This window comes from Priestia sp. 10L35 (assembly GCF_056395685.1).
This window is the reverse complement of the sequence record NZ_JBFTKA010000001.1, coordinates 92,794-113,534: the sequence shown is the minus strand read 5'-3', so window position 1 is coordinate 113,534 and position 20,741 is coordinate 92,794. Positions and strand designations below refer to the sequence as shown.

Annotated in this window: 21 protein-coding genes; 4 read left to right on the top strand and 17 right to left on the bottom strand. The window is 37.9% G+C overall.

Features of this window, described 5'->3' with window-relative positions:
- Positions 1-130: 130 nt before the first annotated feature.
- The 3 genes from AC1DEF_RS00575 to AC1DEF_RS00565 all read right to left on the bottom strand — a co-directional run bounded on the left by AC1DEF_RS00575 (position 131) and on the right by AC1DEF_RS00565 (position 3,056).
- Complete coding sequence (locus AC1DEF_RS00575) at positions 131-298, bottom strand: hypothetical protein (RefSeq protein WP_013059463.1); 168 nt, start codon at positions 296-298, stop codon at positions 131-133.
- A gap of 164 nt (positions 299-462) precedes the next feature.
- Entirely contained in the window at positions 463-1,851 is a 1,389-nt protein-coding gene (gene argH, locus AC1DEF_RS00570; protein WP_013059464.1) for an argininosuccinate lyase, read from the bottom strand.
- Positions 1,848-3,056, bottom strand: a complete 1,209-nt coding sequence (locus AC1DEF_RS00565; RefSeq protein ID WP_013059465.1) for an argininosuccinate synthase — start codon at positions 3,054-3,056, stop codon at positions 1,848-1,850. Before AC1DEF_RS00565 ends, argH begins: the two co-directional genes overlap by 4 nt.
- 314 nt (positions 3,057-3,370) lie before the next feature.
- Here AC1DEF_RS00565 and AC1DEF_RS00560 point away from each other — a divergent pair, with 314 nt between their 5' ends.
- Positions 3,371-3,685, top strand: coding sequence for a hypothetical protein (locus AC1DEF_RS00560; RefSeq protein WP_029319996.1), 315 nt, complete (start codon positions 3,371-3,373; stop codon positions 3,683-3,685).
- Positions 3,686-3,710: 25 nt separating this feature from the next.
- Here AC1DEF_RS00560 and AC1DEF_RS00555 read toward each other — a convergent pair whose 3' ends face one another.
- The 8 genes from AC1DEF_RS00555 to sppA all read right to left on the bottom strand — a co-directional run bounded on the left by AC1DEF_RS00555 (position 3,711) and on the right by sppA (position 11,028).
- Positions 3,711-4,556 (bottom strand): EcsC family protein, encoded by an 846-nt coding sequence (locus AC1DEF_RS00555; RefSeq protein WP_255255776.1) that lies wholly within the window; start codon positions 4,554-4,556, stop codon positions 3,711-3,713.
- Positions 4,557-4,784: 228 nt separating this feature from the next.
- Positions 4,785-5,975 carry an acetate kinase gene (locus AC1DEF_RS00550; protein ID WP_013059468.1) on the bottom strand — a complete coding sequence of 397 codons (1,191 nt, stop codon included), beginning with the start codon at positions 5,973-5,975 and terminating at the stop codon, positions 4,785-4,787.
- A 196-nt stretch (positions 5,976-6,171) separates the two neighbouring features.
- Positions 6,172-7,164 (bottom strand): class I SAM-dependent methyltransferase, encoded by a 993-nt coding sequence (locus AC1DEF_RS00545; RefSeq protein WP_097824674.1) that lies wholly within the window; start codon positions 7,162-7,164, stop codon positions 6,172-6,174.
- 147 nt (positions 7,165-7,311) lie between these two features.
- A complete protein-coding gene (gene tpx, locus AC1DEF_RS00540; protein ID WP_042452765.1) occupies positions 7,312-7,845 on the bottom strand; it encodes a thiol peroxidase in 534 nt (177 codons plus the stop codon).
- A 137-nt stretch (positions 7,846-7,982) separates the two neighbouring features.
- Complete coding sequence (ytfJ, locus tag AC1DEF_RS00535; RefSeq protein ID WP_097824675.1) at positions 7,983-8,450, bottom strand: GerW family sporulation protein; 468 nt, start codon at positions 8,448-8,450, stop codon at positions 7,983-7,985.
- Between the two features lie 13 nt (positions 8,451-8,463).
- Positions 8,464-9,162 carry a DUF2953 domain-containing protein gene (locus tag AC1DEF_RS00530; RefSeq protein ID WP_097824676.1) on the bottom strand — a complete coding sequence of 233 codons (699 nt, stop codon included), beginning with the start codon at positions 9,160-9,162 and terminating at the stop codon, positions 8,464-8,466.
- A 341-nt stretch (positions 9,163-9,503) separates the two neighbouring features.
- Positions 9,504-10,007, bottom strand: a complete 504-nt coding sequence (locus tag AC1DEF_RS00525; protein WP_097824677.1) for an RDD family protein — start codon at positions 10,005-10,007, stop codon at positions 9,504-9,506.
- Between the two features lie 10 nt (positions 10,008-10,017).
- Positions 10,018-11,028, bottom strand: a complete 1,011-nt coding sequence (gene sppA / locus AC1DEF_RS00520; protein ID WP_097824678.1) for a signal peptide peptidase SppA — start codon at positions 11,026-11,028, stop codon at positions 10,018-10,020.
- 149 nt (positions 11,029-11,177) lie between these two features.
- Here sppA and AC1DEF_RS00515 point away from each other — a divergent pair, with 149 nt between their 5' ends.
- On the top strand, positions 11,178-11,978 hold the full coding sequence (locus AC1DEF_RS00515; protein ID WP_013059475.1) for an NAD kinase: 801 nt from the start codon (positions 11,178-11,180) through the stop codon (positions 11,976-11,978).
- 23 nt (positions 11,979-12,001) lie between these two features.
- On the opposite strand, the gene AC1DEF_RS00510 is transcribed toward AC1DEF_RS00515, so the two are convergent.
- From AC1DEF_RS00510 to ezrA, 5 genes are all read right to left on the bottom strand, one after another.
- Positions 12,002-13,594 (bottom strand): amidohydrolase, encoded by a 1,593-nt coding sequence (locus tag AC1DEF_RS00510; RefSeq protein ID WP_097824679.1) that lies wholly within the window; start codon positions 13,592-13,594, stop codon positions 12,002-12,004.
- Between the two features lie 123 nt (positions 13,595-13,717).
- Entirely contained in the window at positions 13,718-13,906 is a 189-nt protein-coding gene (locus AC1DEF_RS00505) for an alpha/beta-type small acid-soluble spore protein (RefSeq protein ID WP_013059477.1), read from the bottom strand.
- A gap of 88 nt (positions 13,907-13,994) precedes the next feature.
- Entirely contained in the window at positions 13,995-15,206 is a 1,212-nt protein-coding gene (gene thiI, locus AC1DEF_RS00500) for a tRNA uracil 4-sulfurtransferase ThiI (protein WP_097824729.1), read from the bottom strand.
- Between the two features lie 6 nt (positions 15,207-15,212).
- Positions 15,213-16,355, bottom strand: coding sequence for a cysteine desulfurase family protein (locus tag AC1DEF_RS00495; protein ID WP_097824680.1), 1,143 nt, complete (start codon positions 16,353-16,355; stop codon positions 15,213-15,215).
- A gap of 271 nt (positions 16,356-16,626) precedes the next feature.
- Positions 16,627-18,318, bottom strand: a complete 1,692-nt coding sequence (gene ezrA, locus AC1DEF_RS00490) for a septation ring formation regulator EzrA (protein WP_097824681.1) — start codon at positions 18,316-18,318, stop codon at positions 16,627-16,629.
- Between the two features lie 213 nt (positions 18,319-18,531).
- Here ezrA and hisJ point away from each other — a divergent pair, with 213 nt between their 5' ends.
- Entirely contained in the window at positions 18,532-19,326 is a 795-nt protein-coding gene (gene hisJ / locus AC1DEF_RS00485) for a histidinol-phosphatase HisJ (protein ID WP_097824682.1), read from the top strand.
- Here the strand turns inward: hisJ and refZ are convergent.
- On the bottom strand, positions 19,318-19,965 hold the full coding sequence (refZ, locus tag AC1DEF_RS00480; protein ID WP_097824683.1) for a forespore capture DNA-binding protein RefZ: 648 nt from the start codon (positions 19,963-19,965) through the stop codon (positions 19,318-19,320). The genes hisJ and refZ overlap by 9 nt on opposite strands.
- Positions 19,966-20,182: 217 nt before the next feature.
- Between refZ and AC1DEF_RS00475 the strand changes: the two genes are divergently transcribed.
- On the top strand, positions 20,183-20,662 hold the full coding sequence (locus AC1DEF_RS00475) for a GAF domain-containing protein (RefSeq protein WP_013085220.1): 480 nt from the start codon (positions 20,183-20,185) through the stop codon (positions 20,660-20,662).
- The last annotated feature ends 79 nt before the right edge of the window (positions 20,663-20,741 follow it).

Below are 20,741 nucleotides of genomic sequence, written 5' to 3'. Positions count from 1 at the left end.
ATCAGTGATTAACTGAAAAAAGAACGCCACACCAAATCCTTTAGAAAACCGGATTTACTATGACGTTACCTTTCGATAGAGCTCAGCATAATCCTGCTTTTCTTAGTCTATATACAGTATATGCATCTAGTTATTCATATAGTTCGTTATCACTCTGTGCTTCTGGATTTTCCACTACAGAAGCCATAGCATCGCCAATGACGCCGCTTGAATAAGAATCCATTAGCTGTCTTGATGTCTCTTTTTCTCCTTCAAAATCATATTCATATACATGCTGCGGATGTTTTTTGTCTTTCATATGTCACTTCTCCTTTTTCACTTTATTTTCTTTACGAATGTAAACTTTACTTCATAATCCCTTACATGATCTTTTCTATTTTCTTCTTAAATGCTCTAGTTATACCATTTATCTCACATCAAAAAACGCCCGCAGATTTTTCTGCGGACGTTTTGATAACTTTTTTATATCGATGTTTTTTCATGCAATTCATCTTTAGCTAGCTGAATTGCTTTTTTTACTTGTTCAAATCCTGTTCCTCCCGCGCTATTGCGGCGATTAACAGCTGTTTTTGGACTTAATACATGATAGATGTCTTCCTCGAATAAATCTGACGCTTCCTTATATTGTTCAAGCGGCAAATCCATTAGGTAGATATTTTTCTGAATACAAACGAGAACCAGTTTCCCAACCACTTCATGTGCTTCACGAAACGGCATACCTTTTGAAGCAAGATAGTCAGCTAACTCCGTTGCATTTGAAAAATCTTGTTTCGTAGCTTTTTCCATAACATTTGTTTTTACTGTCATTGTTTCGATCATGCCAGCAAAAATGGTCAAACATCCTTCAATCGTTGTAACCGTATCGAACATGCCTTCTTTATCTTCTTGCAAGTCTTTGTTGTATGTTAAAGGGGTACCTTTTAACACAGTCAATAGGCTAAATAAATGACCATATACTCGTCCTGTTTTACCACGAATTAACTCCGCCATATCAGGATTTTTCTTTTGAGGCATAATACTGCTGCCCGTTGCGTACGTATCATCCATTTCAATAAATTGAAATTCTTGACTAGACCATAAAATTAACTCTTCACAAAAACGAGATAAATGCATCATTAAAATAGAACTGTTGCTTAAAAACTCTAAAATAAAGTCACGATCGCTGACAGCATCCATACTGTTTTGATAAATCCCATTAAAGCCTAGAAGCTCAGCGCTATAGTGACGATCAATTGGGAATGTTGTACCAGCTAAAGCTCCTGCTCCTAAAGGAGATAAATCAATACGCTTCAGCGATTCCGCATAACGTTCAGCATCGCGCTTGAACATTGAAACATAAGCCATTAAATGATGAGCAAAAGAAACCGGCTGCGCGCGCTGCAAATGTGTGTAGCCTGGAAAAATGGTTTCAACATGCTGATCTGCTTTTGTAAGCAATACATCTTCTAGATTTTCAATCAGACCTACAATTTGCTGAACATGCTTTTTTAAATATAAGTGCATATCTGTAGCAACTTGATCATTACGGCTTCGACCCGTATGAAGCTTCCCTCCAACCGGACCAATTTCATCAATTAATAACTTTTCTAAATTCAAATGAATATCTTCATATTGAGCAGAAAATGTTAATTCTTTCTTCTTAGCTTTTTCAAGCAGTGTTTGAAGGCCTTTTTTAATTTGTGACGCTTCATCTCCAGAAAGAATACTGCATTTCTCAAGCATTGTTACATGTGCTAAACTTCCTTCAATATCTTCTTCTACAAGATGCTGATCAAATGAAATCGACGCACCGAACTCGTCAATCCATTGTTCAGGGCGTTTCGTAAAACGCCCTCCCCAAAGTTTGGTCATACCGTTGTCACCTTCTTTTGATTTACCATGCTGCTCACTTGTGTTGGAAGTCCCCATAATGAGATGAAACCAACTGCTGCATTGTGATCAAACTCATCTTCTTTTGTATATGTTGCAAGTTTTTCATTGTATAAAGAATTAGGAGATTTACGTCCCTCTACGATAGCATGCCCTTTAAATAGTTTTACTCTCACTGTTCCGTTCACATATTGCTGCGTATCTTTCAAGAATGCAAGCAGTGAATTTGTTAATGGAGAGAACCATAAACCTTCATAGATAACTTCTGTTAATTTTTTCTCAATCACTGGTTTGAAGTGCGCTACTTCTTTCACTAATGTTAAATCTTCAAGCTCTTTGTGTGCTTTAATTAATGTCATAGCAGCTGGACACTCATATACTTCACGTGATTTAATTCCCACAAGACGGTTTTCTACATGATCAATACGTCCGACTCCGTGCTTACCTGCAATTTCATTCAATTCTAGAATTAACTGAGCTAGCGTGTAAGATTGACCGTTTAATGATACTGGAACACCTTCAACGAATTCAATTTCTACTACATCCGCTGTGTCCGGAGTGTTTTCAAGAGAAGCCGTTAGGTCATATGCTTCTTCAGGTGGAGCTGCCCAAGGATCTTCAAGAACGCCACACTCGTTACTTCTTCCCCACAAGTTTTGGTCAATTGAAAATGGGCTGTCTAAATTAATTGGAATTGGAATATTCTTTTCTTTTGCATACTCGATTTCTTCTTCACGAGACCATTTCCAGTCACGAACAGGAGCTAAAACTTCTAAGTGTGGATTTAATGCTTTAATTGATACTTCGAAACGCACTTGGTCATTTCCTTTTCCCGTACATCCATGTGCGACAGCTACTGCATTTTCTTGTTCTGCTACTTCTACAAGCTTTTTAGCGATTAGCGGTCTAGATAGTGCAGATACTAATGGATATTTTCCTTCATATAATGTGTGTGCTTGAAGTGCTGCTAACGCAAATGTATTGGCATATTCTTCTTTTGCATCAATCACATATGATGATACCGCTCCAACTGTTAAGGCTTTTTCTTTAACGAATTTCAAATCTTTTCCTTCGCCTACATCTAAACAGCAAGCTACCACATCGTACCCTTTTTCCTGTAACCATTTAATTGCAACTGATGTATCTAAACCTCCGGAATATGCTAAAACAACTTTTGGATTACTCATTATCTATTCCTCCTACAAATTATATATATATTAATACAACCGTTTTAATTTTTATTCATTTAATCTACTATTACTTTAACAACTTTTTAATCTATTTTCAATAGTTATTCAAAAAAAAGTATATAAATTCACATTTATTTTAATTTAATAGGGTGAAATCTCTTAAAATACTGTAAAAATAGATATGGATGAATATTCCTCCCTTACATACTTTGTATATTTATATGCATAAATCAAGTATACATGATTTATTTTTCACTTACAGTAGCTCTGGCTTTTGTCATTGTATAAAATGGAAGGGAAGAGGTGAAAAAATGGAGCGCTTTTTTACTTATGACAACAGACTCGGTATAAAAATTCCTGCTCTCGAAAGAGAATGGACATTCTATTCTGAAAAAGTTCAGCAGGATATCCTCCTAACATGGGAATCCATTCGGGGGCAGATTCCAGACAAAATTCAATCTTTAGAAAAGAGTATTAATCAAAAACAAGCGGCGTTAGAAGATGAGACTAATTTTATCCGCTCCTGTGAATTAAATAGCGAGATAGGAGAACTTGCTTCTATTATTAATGATTTGTGGATTTGGTATCGAACAAATGAGGAAATATCAAAAAAAGTTCACGGATAGACAAAAAAACGAGTCTCATGAAAAATTAATGAGACTCGTTTTTCTTATCCAGCAAATAGCGGTATTGGTAAAAGCGCTTCGCATAATCTGTCACTTGTTTGGCCATTCGATAATTCATCCCTCCGCCAACCATCATGCTTACAATCGGCAAACGATTATAAACTTTTCGCTTCGCAGCGAATATAGCTAGCGTTTTCCCAATTTGCACAACGATTTTTTGCAGCCACGTTTTATCTACAATTTGATCAACACCTTCATAAAAATACGGGTCAAATTCTTGGCTTAACTCACCCTTTAATTGATGCCACCCCTCAGCCTGAAGGTGTCTAGGTAAGGTTGCTGCATGGAACACTTTTAGCGTTAGCATAAGCTCTGAAGGAGTCTGGATATGATAACCGTAGCTCATTGCTGCCTGTTGCACCGCTTGAATATTCATGCATAAAACAGCAGGTATATCAATACCGACTAGCAGCGATTGTCCGGTTCCTGAAAGTGCTCCTTGACTCAGCGCATACAACCGAAGCTTGGCCATTTGCTGTTCGCATATATAAGAAAGCTGATCTACTTGAAGGGAATTCATTTCTGACAGATCTGTGATATCCTCTTTGAATACACGAGAGGTTTCAATAATTCGTTTTGTCGCTTGAGTTTGCATTTCCGTACCTTGAATTAATGCAGTTAACTGAAAGAGTCCCTCATCAATTTTATGTAAATAGGTCTCACGAACAGAAGCTGGAATTAAGTTAAGCCCTTTTTCTAACCACTCTTCGTACAATAACTCCATCTCAGTTGCTTCTACACTCTGTAAGCTCTCTTCCCATTTATAGATTTCTTCTAAAAGCTGTTCTTCGCGATTCGTTAGTATCATCATGTCACCCTTTCAAGAAATAAGTAGTTTTATTTTTATTATAACAAATAATGCATCCGTTACATTTTGCTTCCTATATTATTTCTTTCTTCTATACGTTGTAAACCTTCTTTCAACCGTCAGCTACTTACGCTATATAAAAAAGCTGATTTCCAAACAAGGAAATCAGCTTTTCGTTAGTTTGCCTGACAATTTATGAGAATTCATGCATTGAAGAGGCACTTTATGAACTTAAATATTCGCTAAACGAGTAACGTCACGTGCAATCATAACTTCTTCGTCTGTAGGAATAACCATAACTTTAACTGGAGAATGAGGGTAGCTAATAAATGCTTCTTCTCCTTGTACACTATTTAAAGCTGGATCCCAATAAACGCCCATGAACTCTAAACCGCGCAGAACGCGAGCACGTACAACATCACTGTTTTCTCCAATACCTGCTGTGAAGATGATTGCATCTACACCAGACATACGAGCAGCATAAGAACCGATATATTTATGAATACGGCTAGCAAATACTTCAAGTGCTGTTTCAGCGCGTTCATTGCCTTCAGCGCTTGCTTTGATTAGATCGCGTAGGTCACTAGAAATACCAGATACACCTAAAAGACCACTTTCTTTATTTAATACATTTAATACTTCGTCAGCAGTTTTTCCTGTTTTCTCCATAATAAATGGAATTAATGCAGGGTCAATGTTACCTGAACGAGTTCCCATTGCTACACCAGCTAATGGTGTGAAGCCCATTGATGTATCAATTGACTTGCCGCCTTCAATTGCAGCGATACTTGCACCGTTACCTAAGTGACAAGAAATTAAGCGCAATTGTTCGATCGGACGGCCAAGAAGCTCAGCTGCACGCTCAGAAACATATTTATGAGATGTGCCGTGGAAACCGTATTTACGAACGCCATACTTTTCATAGTACTCGTACGGTAAGCTGTACAAGAATGATTTTTCTGGCATTGTTTGATGGAATGCTGTATCGAAAACTGCTACAGCTGGAACATTTGGAAGAATATCTTGGAACGCTTTAATTCCCACAATGTTTGCTGGGTTGTGAAGCGGTGCTAAATCAGATAAAGCTTCAATTTCCGCTAGTGTTTCATCTGTGATTAAAACAGAATCAGCAAATTTCTCTCCGCCGTGTACTACACGGTGACCTACACCAGTGATTTCATCGTATGATTGAATGATGTTTTGAGAAAGTAACTTTTCAACTAAAATTTTAACTGCAACAGCATGGTCAGGGATTTCTGTAATATCCGTTTGTTTTTCACCATTTACCGAGATCGTGAAAACAGCGTTATCTAAACCAATTCGTTCTACTAAACCTTTTGTTAATACCGTCTCACTTGGCATTTCAAATAATTGAAACTTAAGTGAAGAACTGCCGGCGTTGATTGCCATGATTTTTGACATAAAAAAACAGCTCCTTCTTTATTATACGTGCATCATAAACATAACGAACAGAACATAAAAGTGTAATCTCTACAATATTCTATGCATTTCGACACGATTTCTATCCTTATTCATTTAATCATTCACGACAATAGATTTCAAGAGCTATACATCATGAAAACGCTACCGAAAAATATTCATTATTTTCGAAAAAGACTTACTTTTTATTCACTCGGAACCATTGGTCCATTTGAGCCATAATATCACTCATTGCTTCCCGATTGCTGAACTTCGGCAAATTCACAAGCAGCGCGTTTTCAGGTGCTGTTACTCCTTCTCCCTGCTTTTGAAGAACCATAATACTTTTAGCAGCCTGCTCTTGTTTGAACATTGAAAGTGGCAGCTGAATAATCCCTTGCACGATTGCTTCCTCTTTTAAGAGCGGCTGTAATAAATAAGACTGTTCCGATTCAAACAAGTTATTTGGAATAAGAGCCACTACGTATCCTCCGTCTTTTACATGACGCAAGCTTTGTTCAATAAATAAGTGATGAGCATAAGTGTGACCTTCTTCAGCTCTTACCTTATACTCTTTTGCCCCTTCGTCGTTTGGATAATAACCAACCGGCAGGTCACAGACAACTAAATCCACAGGATCAATAAAAAGCGGCTGTAAGCTGTCTTGATTGAATAATTGAACGCCGTGCTTCTGTAAATTTGCATTTACATATGTTAATTGAAGTAATAAATCATCCACGTCTACACCGTATACGTGTTCAATTGACGCAGCGTGTGTGTTTAAAATGGTTGTTAATAAATTCCCTGCTCCTACTGCGGGATCTAAAAGCGTATATTTATCTTTTCCTGCCATGAACTTTCCAACTAGATAGCTGACAAATAGTCCTACAGCATCAGGCGTCATTTGGTGGTTAGGCTGAACTGCTTCTTTCATGCCTTTTAAAATAGCCAGCTGATACGCTTTTCGAATCGTTTCTTTTTCAAAATGATCAAGCGTGATTGAATCGTATTCTTTTTTTAAACGTTTTTTAGTTACCTCATCTAGCTCTTTTTGTAAAATAGTTCCTTGAAACAAATTTTCTCCCGTTTCAGCTACTGCTTCTAAATATACGCAGTTTAGTTCTTTTCTTAAAATAATAGCTGTTTGATCAATTACACCAAATAGCTTTTCCATACTAGCTAACTGACTCATATTCTGCCTCCTGTGTAATGAAATAATATCTATATAAATGAGTAAACGTCCTATTTGGAACATCATATTTTATCATAAAAACTTCTTAAAACACAAAGAAGGCGAAAAACATTGTTTTCCGCCTTCTGCCGAACGCCACTGACAATCTTACTTAGCTGTTTTAGCTGCTTCGATTGCTGCTTCGTAGTTCGGATGCTCAGTTACTTCTGGTAAGTACTCAACATACGTTACGTTGTCATTTGAGTCTACCACAAAGATTGAACGAGCTAATAAGCGTAATTCTTGAATAGCTACACCATATGCTTCTCCGAAAGATAAGTCGCGGTGGTCAGATAAAGTTTGAACATTATCAATGCCATTAGCACCACACCAGCGCTTTTGAGCAAACGGTAAATCTACGCTTACTGTTAATACTTTTACGTTATCTAATTTAGCTGCTTCTTCGTTGAAGCGGCGAGTTTGCGCATCACAAACTCCAGTATCAATAGAAGGAACTACACTGATTAGGCGAACAGAACCCTTTGTACTGTCAAGCGTTACTTCTGATAAATCATTTGCTAAAACAGTAAAGTTTGGAGCCTTGTCTCCAACCTTCACTTGATTTCCTAATAATGTTACATCGTTACCTTTAAATTTAGTCACGAATAATTCCTCCTTTAAATAAGTATGTACACTGTTCATATTAGCTTGTCTGTCTCTATATTGCAATTAAATGACATACAAAACATGGCACTCCAAGCTAGAAAACAAACCAAACAAAATAAGCTTTGCTTGCTTCTTTTACTATTCAAAGAAGCAAGCAAAGCTTTATTTTATACTTACAAATTAAAATCGTTTGCACTATCATGATGCTGATTTTGTTGATTATGCTGATCCTGCTGATGATTGTTTCGTTTAAACATTTGTTGCAAGCGTTCAATTGCTTGAGGTGCTGTATCTAAAATCTTTTCATATAAATGTGTACTTTCGTTAAGGTGAAGCATTTTAATTCCGCTTCCACTCACAATTAAAAAGGCAATTGGCGTAATTGATACACCGCCACCGCTACCTCCGCCAAATGGATGACCTGATTCTTGCTGATGCTGTCCCGGAGAAGATGGTGCATGCCCTTCTACTCCAAATTCACTTCCGCCCGCTGCAAAACCAAACCCTACTTTTGAGACAGTTAAAATAACACTGCCATCAGGTGTTTCTACAGGATCACCAATGATTGTATTAACATCAATCATTTCCTTTAAATTTTCCATAGCTGTCGACATTAAACTTTTAATTGGATGTTCTGCCATTAAGATAACCTCCTTATGTTTTCACAGAGTGTGTCTTGTTCTTATTTGACGACTTCCATCTTTTACGACGCTTTTTGGACGTATGCCGCCAGTATCTCAAGGTCCGTAAACCTACTAGAATAGCTTGACCAACTCGAAAAGAAATTATGCACTCAAATACCGTTTCTGACCAAAGATGTTGAAATACAGGAGTAACGCTCATGACAGGCATATCTTTTAATTTCATATAACGGCTGATTATACCAACTATGCTCCCCTTTGCAGACCATACAGCCCCGGTAAGTACGCCTGTTAACGCAGCGTCACCTAAGCCGAAACGGCTGTGCCATCTAATATCACTTACCGTTACTTTCTGTAAGAAACGACGGAAAATTTTATGAAAACCGACTACCTGTTCAAGAAATTGCTTCGCATTTTCTAACATGCTTAGCCCGTCTTCTACAGAATAATCACTCCATGAATTCTCATCTTCTTTTCCTTGATCACCCGTTCCTTTCTTCTTTTCAACAAGCAAACGCGGTGAATCTTTTCTTACTTTCACTACCGGAATTTCATATGTATAGCGAATAAGACCAAACCAAGCCCTGAGTCTCACTCTGTAATAATCGTTATCTCGGACATGGTGAAGATCTACAAACAGCGTAATTTTTGTCCATACAATAAGTACAATAACAATTAAAAGTGCTAGCAATATCCATAAAAGCCATAGCACATCCTTCACTCCTTCTTAGCTTCACATTATCTCCAAAACACAGAATATTAAACCTTATGGAAACAATAAAAAGAGGTTGAGATATAACGAAATGAATCCAATCTCAAGATGAACAAATGGGATACATGGGCTGAACCGCTTGTGACACCGCAGTTGATTGGAGGACAAGGCGAAGACTCCCGCGGAAAGCGAAGTCTTGCACGGAAATCAACTGCTAGAAGAATCTAAACAAATGAAACCTGCGTTTACCATAACAAAAAAAACGAACCACTAATCAAAAGTCTTGATCAGTGGTTCGTTTTTTACTTCGTCTAAAATCCTTTTATTCCAGCCCGTTTTTATTATCTGCTGATTGTACCTTCGTGTATGACGGTTGTATCTGCGTAGTAATCGTGTGCTCCTTGCTTCTTAGGTAAAAACGCAACTAATAAATAGCCTAGTAAAAAAACCGTTTTAGAAATATAGCGTCCAACTCCTTCACGAAACAGCACAACAGGCCAAGTTAACGTGGAGTCTTTCAGCGATACTACTTTAAGCCCAAACACCATTTTTCCAAGCGTTTGTCCAAAATACTTGGTCATTAAAACAAAATAACCATAGAAGATAATAACCGTTACAATCGTATAAGGAGAAAAAAATCCATCTTCTCGAGAAATACCTGCTAAATGGAAAATGGGCTTGATCAGCAGAGAGTTCAAGCTAGCTACCACAGCTAGATCTAAAAGATATGCCCAAAAGCGCATCCAAAAGCCTGCATAATGGAATTCACTACCTATTGGCGTACTTACCGCTGGCTCATGTTTTATATTGTCGTTTGATTCGGTTGAATGAGACTGATTTTCCATGTTCCCACCTCTATTCTGCATATAAATACATCAGACGCGGAGAGCTTGGCTGCGCAAATGTTTTTAACATTGCAGTGACTTGTTCATCTCCACCTATTACTTTTTGCATGCTCATTGAAAGCCAAGAAGGCAGTCCGAATCCTTGATTGTATTGAATTACTTGAGCCCCTTTTAACTTATAATCTTTCTCCATTCCTGTTACCGCATCTTCAAAATAGCCTAGTTGATCGACCAGCTTCAGCTCTTTAGCCTGACGTCCATCGTACACTCGTCCATCTGCTATAGAACGCACTTTTTCTTTAGACAAGTGACGTCCCTCAGAGATAACATTGACGAAACCATCGTACGAGTTGTCTACAAGTGTTTGCATAATTTCTTTTTCTTCTCCGGTCATTTCTCTTGTTGGAGACATAATATCTTTATGAGCCCCGCTTTTAATCACGACAGATTCTACTCCTAGTTTATCAGCCAGCTTGCCGTAGTTAACGCTTTGCATAATTACACCTAGTGAACCTGTTAAAGTGTCCGGGATTGCATAGATTTTGTTAGCCGCTGTTGAAATGTAATAGCCTCCTGAAGCAGCCATTGATCCCATTGAAATATACACTGGCTTTTTCGTTTCTTTCTTCAGCTCTTCAATTTTTTTATGTATTTCAGCACTTTCAACGACGCCGCCGCCCGGTGAATTCACCTTAATAATGACTCCTTTAACTGCCTTATCATTTTTTGCAGCCTCTAGCTGCTTTAAAAATGCTTGGTGGTTATAACCATTTTGGGACATAAGCGGAGAGGAACCGCTTCCTGTATCTTGAATCGTTCCATTGACCTCTAGCACTGCAATTTTCTTAGCTGTATTCCCTTTTTCAATAACTGTTTCTGATAGTTCGCTGTCGTCTCCTCCAAAGATGCCTGCCAGACCGTCATCTTTTTCTTCTTTGACTGAAAAACCAATATTAACAATCGCAGAAAAAATGAATAAGCAGGCCGCAATTAAAAGAGCAATCCACCTTTTTTTGTTCATGAAAATCCTCCTTTTTAGGTGTCAGAATTAAAAGATTATTCTTTTAATTTCTAAAGCAATAATGCTATAATTATTGTAACAAACTTTTTTTAAAAAGTTTACTTTATCGCTAATATTTTACATATCAGACAAACAAGGGGGAACTATCTATGCCAAATCGTCGCAACGTTTATTTCTTTCATCCAAAAAACCAGGAAACAAAGGCGCTTGTAAGTCCACTTATTGAACTTGCAAAACAATATGACTTTCAAGTAGTAGATCATTTCGACAGCGCTAACATCATTGTAAGTATTGGCGGTGACGGAGCTTTCTTACAGGCTGTCCGTCAATCTGGCTTTCGAGATGACTGCTTATATGCTGGTGTCACAACTTCAGATCAACTAAGCTTTTACTGCGATTTTCATATCGATGAAACGGATAAAATGATTGAAGCTATTACGACAGAAAATATAGAAGTACGTCGATTTCCCGTTTTACAAACTCAAATTGATCAAGGAACTTCTTTTTATTGCTTAAATGAATGTTCGATTCGATCAGGTGTTATAAAAACACTCAGTCTAGATGTTTTTATTAATGAAAATCACTTTGAAACATTCCGTGGGGATGGGATGATTATTTCAACACCAACAGGCAGTACGGCTTATAATAAATCGGTAAGTGGAGCCGTAGTTGATCCGTTAATTCCTTGTATGCAAGTCAGCGAATTGGCATCGCTAAATAATAATAACTATCGTACATTAGGATCTTCATTCATCCTAAGCGCTGAGCATACGCTCACTTTAAAACTATCCAATGACAACAACCACAGTCCAATTATTGGAATAGATAACGAAGCATTAAATGCACGTCAAGTTGATCAAGTTCAAATTCGTTTAAGCGACCGTCAAATTAAAACGGTCAAGCTGAAAGATAACTCTTTCTGGCAACGAGTTAAGCGTACATTTCTATAATAAAAAGCGCCCAAAGGCGCTTTTTATTTTTGATATACAATTTCTCCATTAATAGCAGTCATCTGCACCTGTACCCCTGGAATATCATCTGCAGGTATCTCAAACAGATCTCTTTCTAATACGGTAAAATCAGCTACATAGTCCTTTTGAATATATCCTTTTTTATGCTCTTGATGAATGGCCTGCGCGCTTCCTAAAGTAAACAGCTGAACAGCTTCAAATACTGTAAGTCGCTCAGACGGTATGTAAACGACCGAGCTGTTCGGAGAAGTTTTTCTAGAAACTGCTGCATGAATTGTTAACATGGGATTGATAGGTTCAATAGGCGCATCCGATCCGCCTGCACACATAACGCCCTCGTCCAATAACGTTTTCCACGCATAGCAATAGTCCAAATGCTCTTCTCCAATTTTTTCAATGACCCATGGAAAATCACTGGCTAAAAACCGAGGCTGGATATCCAATACAACCGGGAGCTTTTTTACACGCTCAACTAAATCTTTTCGTAGAATTTGCGCATGAATAATACGATCTCTTTGCCCTGTTTGAGGAGGATATTGTTCGATGCTTTCTACTACATATTGAAACGCTAAATCACCAATCGCATGAATTGCAACCGTCATGCCCAATTCTCTGGCTTTTCTCACTAGCTGTTTTAATTCATCGAGTGATTGAATAGCTACACCTCTTGTAGATGGGTCGCTTTTGTATGGAAAGCTTAAAAGAGCAGATTGACTGCCGAGCGAACCATCAGCAAAAATCTTCATTGGCCCTATTTCAATAAAAGCGGATGTGTCTTTCTTTTCTTCAACGTATGTATACATATCATCTACAGCTTCATGATGAACAAGTAAATGAGCACGAAACAGCTGCTTTTCTTTATGAATAACGTCTTGAAATGCTTGATATGCACGCAAAAAGCCTCCATAATAATTTAAATCTTCCGTATGTCCACCCGTCAATCCGTGCTGAACACAATCTTTAATGGCTACTGAAAGAGCTTGTCGAATGTATGCTTCTGATACTTGAGGAATATGAGCCGTTACTAATTCTTGCGCTTGATCAGCCAAAAAACCGGTAGGATTTCCCGCTTCATCCCTCTGGATAATACCTCCCTCCGGGTCGCGTGTTTCAGCTGTAATCCCGGCTATTTTAAGAGCAGTCCCGTTTACTACTAATCCGTGACGACAGACTCGCTTCAACATAATAGGATGTTCAATTGAAAGTTGATCAAGATCTTGATACTGAATCAAAGAGGAATCTTCCCACTGATTTTCATCCCAACCTTCTCCAATTACCCATTCTCCTTTTGGTGTACTCTCTACTTTTTGCCGAACGCGCATCAGCACGTCTTCCCTAGAAGTAGCTTGAGACAAATCAAGCCTAAGGAGCTTTTCACCGTGACCAATTAAGTGAAGATGGCTATCTACAAAGCCCGGATACATTGGATATCCTTTGAGGTGTACTTCTTTGTTAATCTCAGGACCCCATTTGATTCTTAGATCTTCTTCTGCGCCTATATCTTCAATGAATCCTTTTTCAACATATACGCTTTCTACATGCTCATCTTCTTTTAGCATCGTATATATTTTGCCGCCGTAAAATAAAGTCCCCATCGCCAACATCTCCTTTACTTTATAAAGCTTGATCTTGTCTCTATTATACGTGACAAAACAAACAAGACAAAAGAGTGAGGTTTCCCCCACTCTTTTTAGCCATCATTATTTAGTTAATATGACTTATTTACCACCAAGTTGTTGCTCAGCCATTTGAACTAAGCGTTTAGTGATTTCTCCACCAACAGATCCGTTAGCGCGAGCTGTTGCTTCTGGTCCAAGATTTACACCGAATTCAGAAGCGATTTCGTACTTCATTTGGTCGATAGCAGCTGCTGAACCAGGAGCTACTAATTTGTTTGTGTTTGCCATGTGTTTTCACCTCCTTGTTGAATATAGATTGTGTCAAAACACATGGCATCATACATTATTTTTTTGGTAATTTTATGAAATTTAACTTTTAAAACAAATCTTCTACGCTGTCTGCGGTATTTGTAGCCGAAGAAGCTGTCATCTCAAGCGTTTCTACATTATTTACCGCTTCTTGAATTAATGTTTCAAAGTCATAAAATTGTTCGTATCGATTTATTTTTTCACGCTTTGGCTTCGTTTTTGGTGAGCTTGGCGTAAAAATTGTACAGCAGTCTTCATACGGTCGATTCGAAATTTCATGTGTATCAATTTTGCGGGCAATTTCAACAATCTCCGTTTTATCCATTGTTACAAGCGGACGCAAAATTGGCGTATTAGTCACTTCATTAATCGCATACATGCTCTCAACCGTTTGACTAGCTACCTGCCCTAAGCTGTCGCCAGTTACGATAGCTAACGATTCATTTTTTTCACGAATAAGGTCCGTAATTCGAAGCATCATACGGCGTGTAGAGGTCATGGTATAATTCTCTGGAATTTGCTTTTGAATCGCTTGCTGTACAGCTGTAAACGGTACAATGTGAAGCTTTACTTTTTCGTGATAAGCCGTTAATTTTTGCGTTAAATCGATGACTTTTTGCTTAGAACGTTCACTTGTAAAAGGCGGACTGTAAAAATGAACCGCCTCTATTTCTAAACCGCGCTTCATGGCTAAGTATCCTGCAACCGGGCTGTCGATTCCTCCAGAAAGCATCAGCATCGCTTTTCCACTCGTACCAACTGGAAGACCTCCTGCTCCGCGATAATCAAAACATGTAATATACGTTGCTTCACTTCTCACTTCTACTCGTACATTTACGCTTGGTTCTTTTACGTTTACCTGTAGATGCTCTGTATTTCGTAGAATATGACTTCCTACTGAATAATTTAATTCGTTTGTATCAAGAGGAAATTGTTTATACGCTCTCCGAGTAGATACTTTGAATGTTTTTCCTTCTATATCAAATTCTTTCATTGCTTCTAACGCTGCTTCTTGAATCGCTTCAAGCTCATTTTCAACTTTTAATGCTAAACTAAAGCTTTGAATACCAAAGATTTGCTGAAGACGTTCGATGATAGGCTCATGATTTTCACCGTTTAAGTGAATATACATGCGGTCTCTTGTGTATTTCACGTGAATATTTTGGAATGCACTAAGAGCCGTTACGATATTTTTTCTTAGCTGGGCAACAAATTTTTTTCTATTTTGTCCTTTGGTTGAGATTTCTCCGTACCGAATTAAAATATGGTTATATATCATAATCATTTACCTCATTACTTTCTTTAGATCTTCAATTACTGTGAAAATAGCATTTACAATGGGCGTTACTTCATTATAATCATTTAAGCCTGACAAGCTTAATCGAATGGACTGATCGGCTTCTTCGTAATTTTTACCGATAGCTAAAAGCGTTTTGCTTGGCTTTTTTCGCTTTGATGAGCAAGCAGATGTAGTGGAGACAAACACTCCTTTTTCTTCAAGAGCGTGAACAAAAACCTCACCTTTAATACCTTGTGCTGTAAAATTTATAATATGAGGTGCCGAATGCTCATTCGGCGTATTAATTGTGATTCTTTCGTGAGCAGAAAGGTTGTCCATCAGTTCTGCTTTTATTTTCCGCATTTTTTGCTGATTTTGAGCAGCATGTTCAAGTGTTAAACGAAGTGCTTTAGCAAATGCTACGATTCCTGGCACATTTTCCGTGCCTGATCGATGCTGCATTTCCTGAGAGCCTCCGCTAAGCAGCGGATGAAGCTGAACTCCATTTCGTTTATATAAAATTCCCGTCCCTTTTAAGCCGTGAATTTTGTGTCCTGATAATGTGCATAAATCAATTTTATGATCCGCTAAAGAAAGCGGAACTTTTCCAATCCCCTGCACATGATCGACGTGAAAAAGCACCTTTGAATAGTTCGTCAGCATCTGTCCAATTTCTTCAATTGGCTGAATGGTGCCAATCTCATTATTTACATGCATAACAGATACTAAAATGGTTTCATCCGTAATAGCTGATTCAATAGCCGCAGGTGATACAAATCCACTGGAATTTACCGGAACATACGTAACGTTAAATCCTAGGGCTTCTAACTGCTTGAATGGTTCATGAACAGAATCATGTTCAATATTTGTCGTAATGATATGCTGACCTCGGCTTTTATATTGCATCGCTACGCCTTTAATAGCCAAATTATTCCCTTCCGTTCCTCCAGATGTAAAGATAATTTCATTTGACGATACGTGCAGCAATTCTGCTACTTGCTCACGCGAACGGCTCAACAAATTCTCCGCCTGTACGCCAAACTGATGGAGGGAGGATGGATTGCCATAATAAGTTGTAGCTACTTTAGTAAAAGATTGTATGACTTCATTATAGGGTTTTGTTGTAGCGCTATTATCTAAATAAATCAAGGATGCGCGCCCCCTTCTTCATTTTTTCGGAACAACGTATTATCATAACATACCTTGATGCTTTTTTAAATTAGGTTTTGCCTTAGTAATCATAACAAGGATAGACGATCTTTTCAAAGCTATTTGCCACTTTATAAGCAAGGCCTCCCCTTGCTTATCCTAACAGTTGCTACCGTATGTATAGACTATACCATTAGCATTGAAAGAGATACGAGATAGTATGCAAAGAAAAGCGTCATAAAAAAGCTCGCGTCCTTTGGACACGAGCTTTTTAACTCTGTGAAGATACAATACGCTGTATACGATCCAACGCACCAGGATCTACTTGCTCAATAGCTGCAGATGCCTGTTTTAATGCTTCTTTGTATTCATAATGACGAAATGCTTCTTCTGCTTCTTCTAAAGACTGTGCAATTGAGTGATGAGTACTTCTATAACGGTTACCGTATTGAATCACTCTTTCAACGAGTCGCGCTTCTTCTAACATTGCCTCTGTTTCATCAAATGTATCCTGAACAAAACCAACAGCATCTTCAAGTAAAGATTGAACAGCTTGAATATTAAGCGGTTTTTCTTTCAGCTTAGCGGTTACTTCATTTAAGATATGAACCGTTTTTTCAAGCTGCACTTTATATTCTTCAGGAACACCAGGAAGGTTGCTTTTTTGAATAAGGCGTCGTGCTTCAATCAACTGAGATTTCAGTTCTTCTATTTTGTCCTTAGCTGAGAGCTCATCTTTGCGAAGAGCTTGTAGCATATCGCTATAGGATTCCTGAGATTCTTTTAATTGGTTAAGCTGTTTGGAAACGTCTTCGAGTTCTTCTTGGATCACACTGTAGGCTAAATTGTGCTCCGCCACCTTGTCCGAAATATTATAGTACAAGTTAGTCAATCGTTTTAGTTCGCGGTCCATTTTATAATATACGTCTAAATCGCGCTCTTTAAAATGATAGCTTTGCTGTACAAATAGCGTTTCTTCACGAAGCTCACGGTTTCGTTCTTGAAGCATACGAAGGAAGTTAGATACCGTATGAGATTCACGGTTCATTTTATGATAGGAGAAAACCTCATGCTCAAGTGAGTCATACAACTGCTCTAAGCGTTCGTTCACATCATCTAGTTTTGTAATCGCTTCTTCCACATATAATTCTTCAATATCTGCAATAATTTCAGCAGTTTCTTGTTTTAAAAGCTCTACCGTTTCTTCTACTTGCAGATGATCTAACACATATCCCTGCTCACTCATTTCGCGGAACCCTTCAAGCAGTTCATTGAACTGAACAGGAAGAGTGGTCTGACACTCAACTAACACTTTTGGAATTTGTTCTAAATACGAATCAATAGCTGTTAAATCAGTTTTTAATTGAAGAACAATCTCACGTGCTTGAAGATAGTTTCCGTTAATCGTCTCTTCCTCGTATTTTTTAAACTGCTCTTTAGAGGTATTAATTGCGTATTCTAACGTTTTTTCAGCATTTCCATAGGAATACCGATGTGCGAGCAATTTTTTCTTCACATGGCGGTGAAGCTGATTTAATTCCTCAATATCATATCGATTATCTTGTTCGCTACCAATTAAATTTTGAAGTTCAGTAAGTATGTTTTCAATATCTATCTTGGTTTGTTCTAAGGCTTGATCAATATGTATAGATAACTGCTTCGCTTTTTTAAATCGGTATTTATCCGCTGCTTCTTCCGTTTCAAACAGTTCTTTATCAATTTTCGGGAGATTAGTTGATATAATTTCATCCCACTGCTCACGCCAACGTTCAAATAGCTCTTCAGTTTGACCTGTCATGTTCAATTCTTTTACTTTTGAAATTTCCTCTGCAACTGGCGTATTTGCTAATTCGACTTTGATCGTTTCCAGGCGATCAATTTCTTGATAAATCTTTTTACGTGAAAACATTCCGTACACAACTAATCCGATAATAAGTATGATTAGTGCTATAATGAATTCCATACTAAGCCCCCTTACAGTGTGTTCTACATGACAAGTTTCTTATTTATAAAAAGGGTGAATTTAATCCTTTAAATTTTTTTGCGTCAATGTTTTTATGATACCATGTAAAGTCCAACTTTTGAGCAAAAAATTAAATTTTTTTATACAAAATATTGGCATGGAGTCACTTTGTGTCGTTACAATGGAAAAAGAAGAAAAAAGGAGGCATTTTTTATGAAAGTTGACAAACATATTCATACTCCATTTTGCCCACACGGTTCACCTGATTCATTGCAACAATATGTTGAACAGGCGATTTCCCTGAACTTTGGCGAGATTTCGTTTACAGAGCATGCTCCATTACCAAAAAGCTTCAGTGATCCGACGCCTGATCGCGACAGCGGAATGGATCCTGACAAACTTGATCGCTACATTCAAAACGTACAGCAAGTTAAAAAAGAATTTGAGCGCGATATTCGTATCAATATCGGATTGGAAGTTGACTTTATTGAAGGATTTGAACACGAAACAACAGATTTCTTAAACGAGTATGGTCCTTATCTCGATGACAGCATACTTTCTGTCCACTTCTTAAAACATGAAGAAGGATATGACTGCCTAGATTTTAGCGCTGACGTATTTGCACATATTGTACAGAAGTTTGGCAGCGTAAGCAAAGTATATGATAAGTATTACAACACGGTATTACGCTCTGTACAGGCCAGTTTAGGCGTTTATAAGCCTAAGCGCATTGGTCATATGACACTCGTACATAAATTTCAAACTCGCTTTCCATATGAAGACACACTTTCCCCTATTATTTTAGCAATACTCGATGAAATAAAAATGAAAGATCTGGCTTTGGATTATAATGGTGCAGGGTTGTTTAAGCCTTTGTGCAAGGAAGCGTATCCAGCTCCCTTTGTCGTAAAAGCAGCCCAACAGAAAAAAATCCCTCTCGTATATGGGTCAGACGCCCACTGTGCGAAGGATTTAGGCCAAGGCTATGGAGAGCTCCATTCAGGATAATTGAACGCGCAGTTTGTTTGTCCGTTCATATGGTAAACATACCGTTGTGTGCACCCATTGCTCAAGCTCAATCGCATATTGCTGAACAAAATACGGTTCGTGAGGCAATATATGAAGAACTTCACTTAGGTACTGAGGATGAAGATAAGGCATAGACAGCATGCCCTTAAGCTCAATGATTGTAAAGGAAACGTGCAGCTTTCGAAATTCCTTTTCTTTCATCCCTCTTTCAAGGATTGTTTTTAAGTAGTATTTTTCCTTGGTTAAATACGTAGTCATAACTTCTCGAATTAAAATCGTGTCAAGAGAGATTTCTCTATATACAAGCCGGGCAATATGCCTATTTTCGTGCTGGTAATGTAAGATAGCTCGAATCATCACGATCATACTTTCTGTTGAAGACAGCTTTTTCATTTCTTCGAATGCTTGCTCCAGCACCCCAATATAACCTTCAAAATAAGAAATCACTAAACTTTCAAGCAATCCTTCTTTGCTATGAAAATAATATGAAATATTCGCTACGTTCACTTTCGCTTTTCCTGCAATCTCGCGCACCGACGTACCATCAAAACCTTTTACGTTAAAAAGAGAAACAGCCGCATCAATAATTTTCTCTTTCGTTTTTGACTGTACAGCCATCTATCTACACCTCATTTCGATTTATTTTTACAAAACACATATGATTGCAAAATTGTGTAGAAATCGTTACAGTATTTAAAAAGGATTTTAGTAGCCTCTCTACATAATTCGTGATAGGCTTTTTAGTTCCTGTAATCTTTTATCGACAAAGTAGCGTTAAAACTGACGTTTCCTGATAAAAATTCATTAAATCTTATGTTGAATGGAGGAGAATACATTGTTTAATGTCGAAAACTACAGCGGCTCAAAACAAAAGGATTATGAATTAGTAATTAAGCAATTACGCGCCCTATTAGAAGGAGAAAGCAATACCATTGCTAATCTAGCAAATGCTTCAGCTTTACTAAATCAATTTTTAAATGAAGTAAACTGGGTAGGTTTTTATTTAATGGAAGACGGCGAGTTAGTACTCGGTCCTTTCCAGGGGCTGCCGGCTTGTGTTCGAATTCCACTTGGAAAAGGCGTATGCGGTACAGCAGCTCAAAATCAAAGAACAGAGCGAATTGAAGATGTTCATGCATTCCCTGGCCACATTGCATGTGATGCTGCTTCTCAATCTGAAATCGTTGTGCCAATGGTAAAAGACGGTAAACTTTTAGGTGTTCTTGATATTGACAGTCCAATCAAGAATCGCTTTGATGAAATCGATCAACAGTATCTTGAAGAATTCGTGAAAGAACTCACTTCTTTTCTTTGAATATGAATAAGCAAAAAAACCGCTGCAAATCAGCGGTTTTTGCTTATTAAACAAACGTTTGATTAGCCCATCACCACCG

Excerpts from the sequence above, each read along its gene's own strand:
- AC1DEF_RS00575 (WP_013059463.1), bottom strand. The coding sequence starts at position 298 with ATGAAAGACAAAAAACATCCGCAGCATGTATATGAATATGATTTTGAA.
- argH (WP_013059464.1), bottom strand. The coding sequence starts at position 1,851 with ATGACCAAACTTTGGGGAGGGCGTTTTACGAAACGCCCTGAACAATGG.
- AC1DEF_RS00565 (WP_013059465.1), bottom strand. The coding sequence starts at position 3,056 with ATGAGTAATCCAAAAGTTGTTTTAGCATATTCCGGAGGTTTAGATACA.
- AC1DEF_RS00560 (WP_029319996.1), top strand. The coding sequence starts at position 3,371 with ATGGAGCGCTTTTTTACTTATGACAACAGACTCGGTATAAAAATTCCT.
- AC1DEF_RS00555 (WP_255255776.1), bottom strand. The coding sequence starts at position 4,556 with ATGATGATACTAACGAATCGCGAAGAACAGCTTTTAGAAGAAATCTAT.
- AC1DEF_RS00550 (WP_013059468.1), bottom strand. The coding sequence starts at position 5,975 with ATGTCAAAAATCATGGCAATCAACGCCGGCAGTTCTTCACTTAAGTTT.
- AC1DEF_RS00545 (WP_097824674.1), bottom strand. The coding sequence starts at position 7,164 with ATGAGTCAGTTAGCTAGTATGGAAAAGCTATTTGGTGTAATTGATCAA.
- tpx (WP_042452765.1), bottom strand. The coding sequence starts at position 7,845 with ATGAACAGTGTACATACTTATTTAAAGGAGGAATTATTCGTGACTAAA.
- ytfJ (WP_097824675.1), bottom strand. The coding sequence starts at position 8,450 with ATGGCAGAACATCCAATTAAAAGTTTAATGTCGACAGCTATGGAAAAT.
- AC1DEF_RS00525 (WP_097824677.1), bottom strand. The coding sequence starts at position 10,007 with ATGGAAAATCAGTCTCATTCAACCGAATCAAACGACAATATAAAACAT.
- sppA (WP_097824678.1), bottom strand. The coding sequence starts at position 11,028 with ATGAACAAAAAAAGGTGGATTGCTCTTTTAATTGCGGCCTGCTTATTC.
- AC1DEF_RS00515 (WP_013059475.1), top strand. The coding sequence starts at position 11,178 with ATGCCAAATCGTCGCAACGTTTATTTCTTTCATCCAAAAAACCAGGAA.
- AC1DEF_RS00510 (WP_097824679.1), bottom strand. The coding sequence starts at position 13,594 with ATGGGGACTTTATTTTACGGCGGCAAAATATATACGATGCTAAAAGAA.
- AC1DEF_RS00505 (WP_013059477.1), bottom strand. The coding sequence starts at position 13,906 with ATGGCAAACACAAACAAATTAGTAGCTCCTGGTTCAGCAGCTGCTATC.
- thiI (WP_097824729.1), bottom strand. The coding sequence starts at position 15,206 with ATGATATATAACCATATTTTAATTCGGTACGGAGAAATCTCAACCAAA.
- ezrA (WP_097824681.1), bottom strand. The coding sequence starts at position 18,318 with ATGGAATTCATTATAGCACTAATCATACTTATTATCGGATTAGTTGTG.
- hisJ (WP_097824682.1), top strand. The coding sequence starts at position 18,532 with ATGAAAGTTGACAAACATATTCATACTCCATTTTGCCCACACGGTTCA.
- refZ (WP_097824683.1), bottom strand. The coding sequence starts at position 19,965 with ATGGCTGTACAGTCAAAAACGAAAGAGAAAATTATTGATGCGGCTGTT.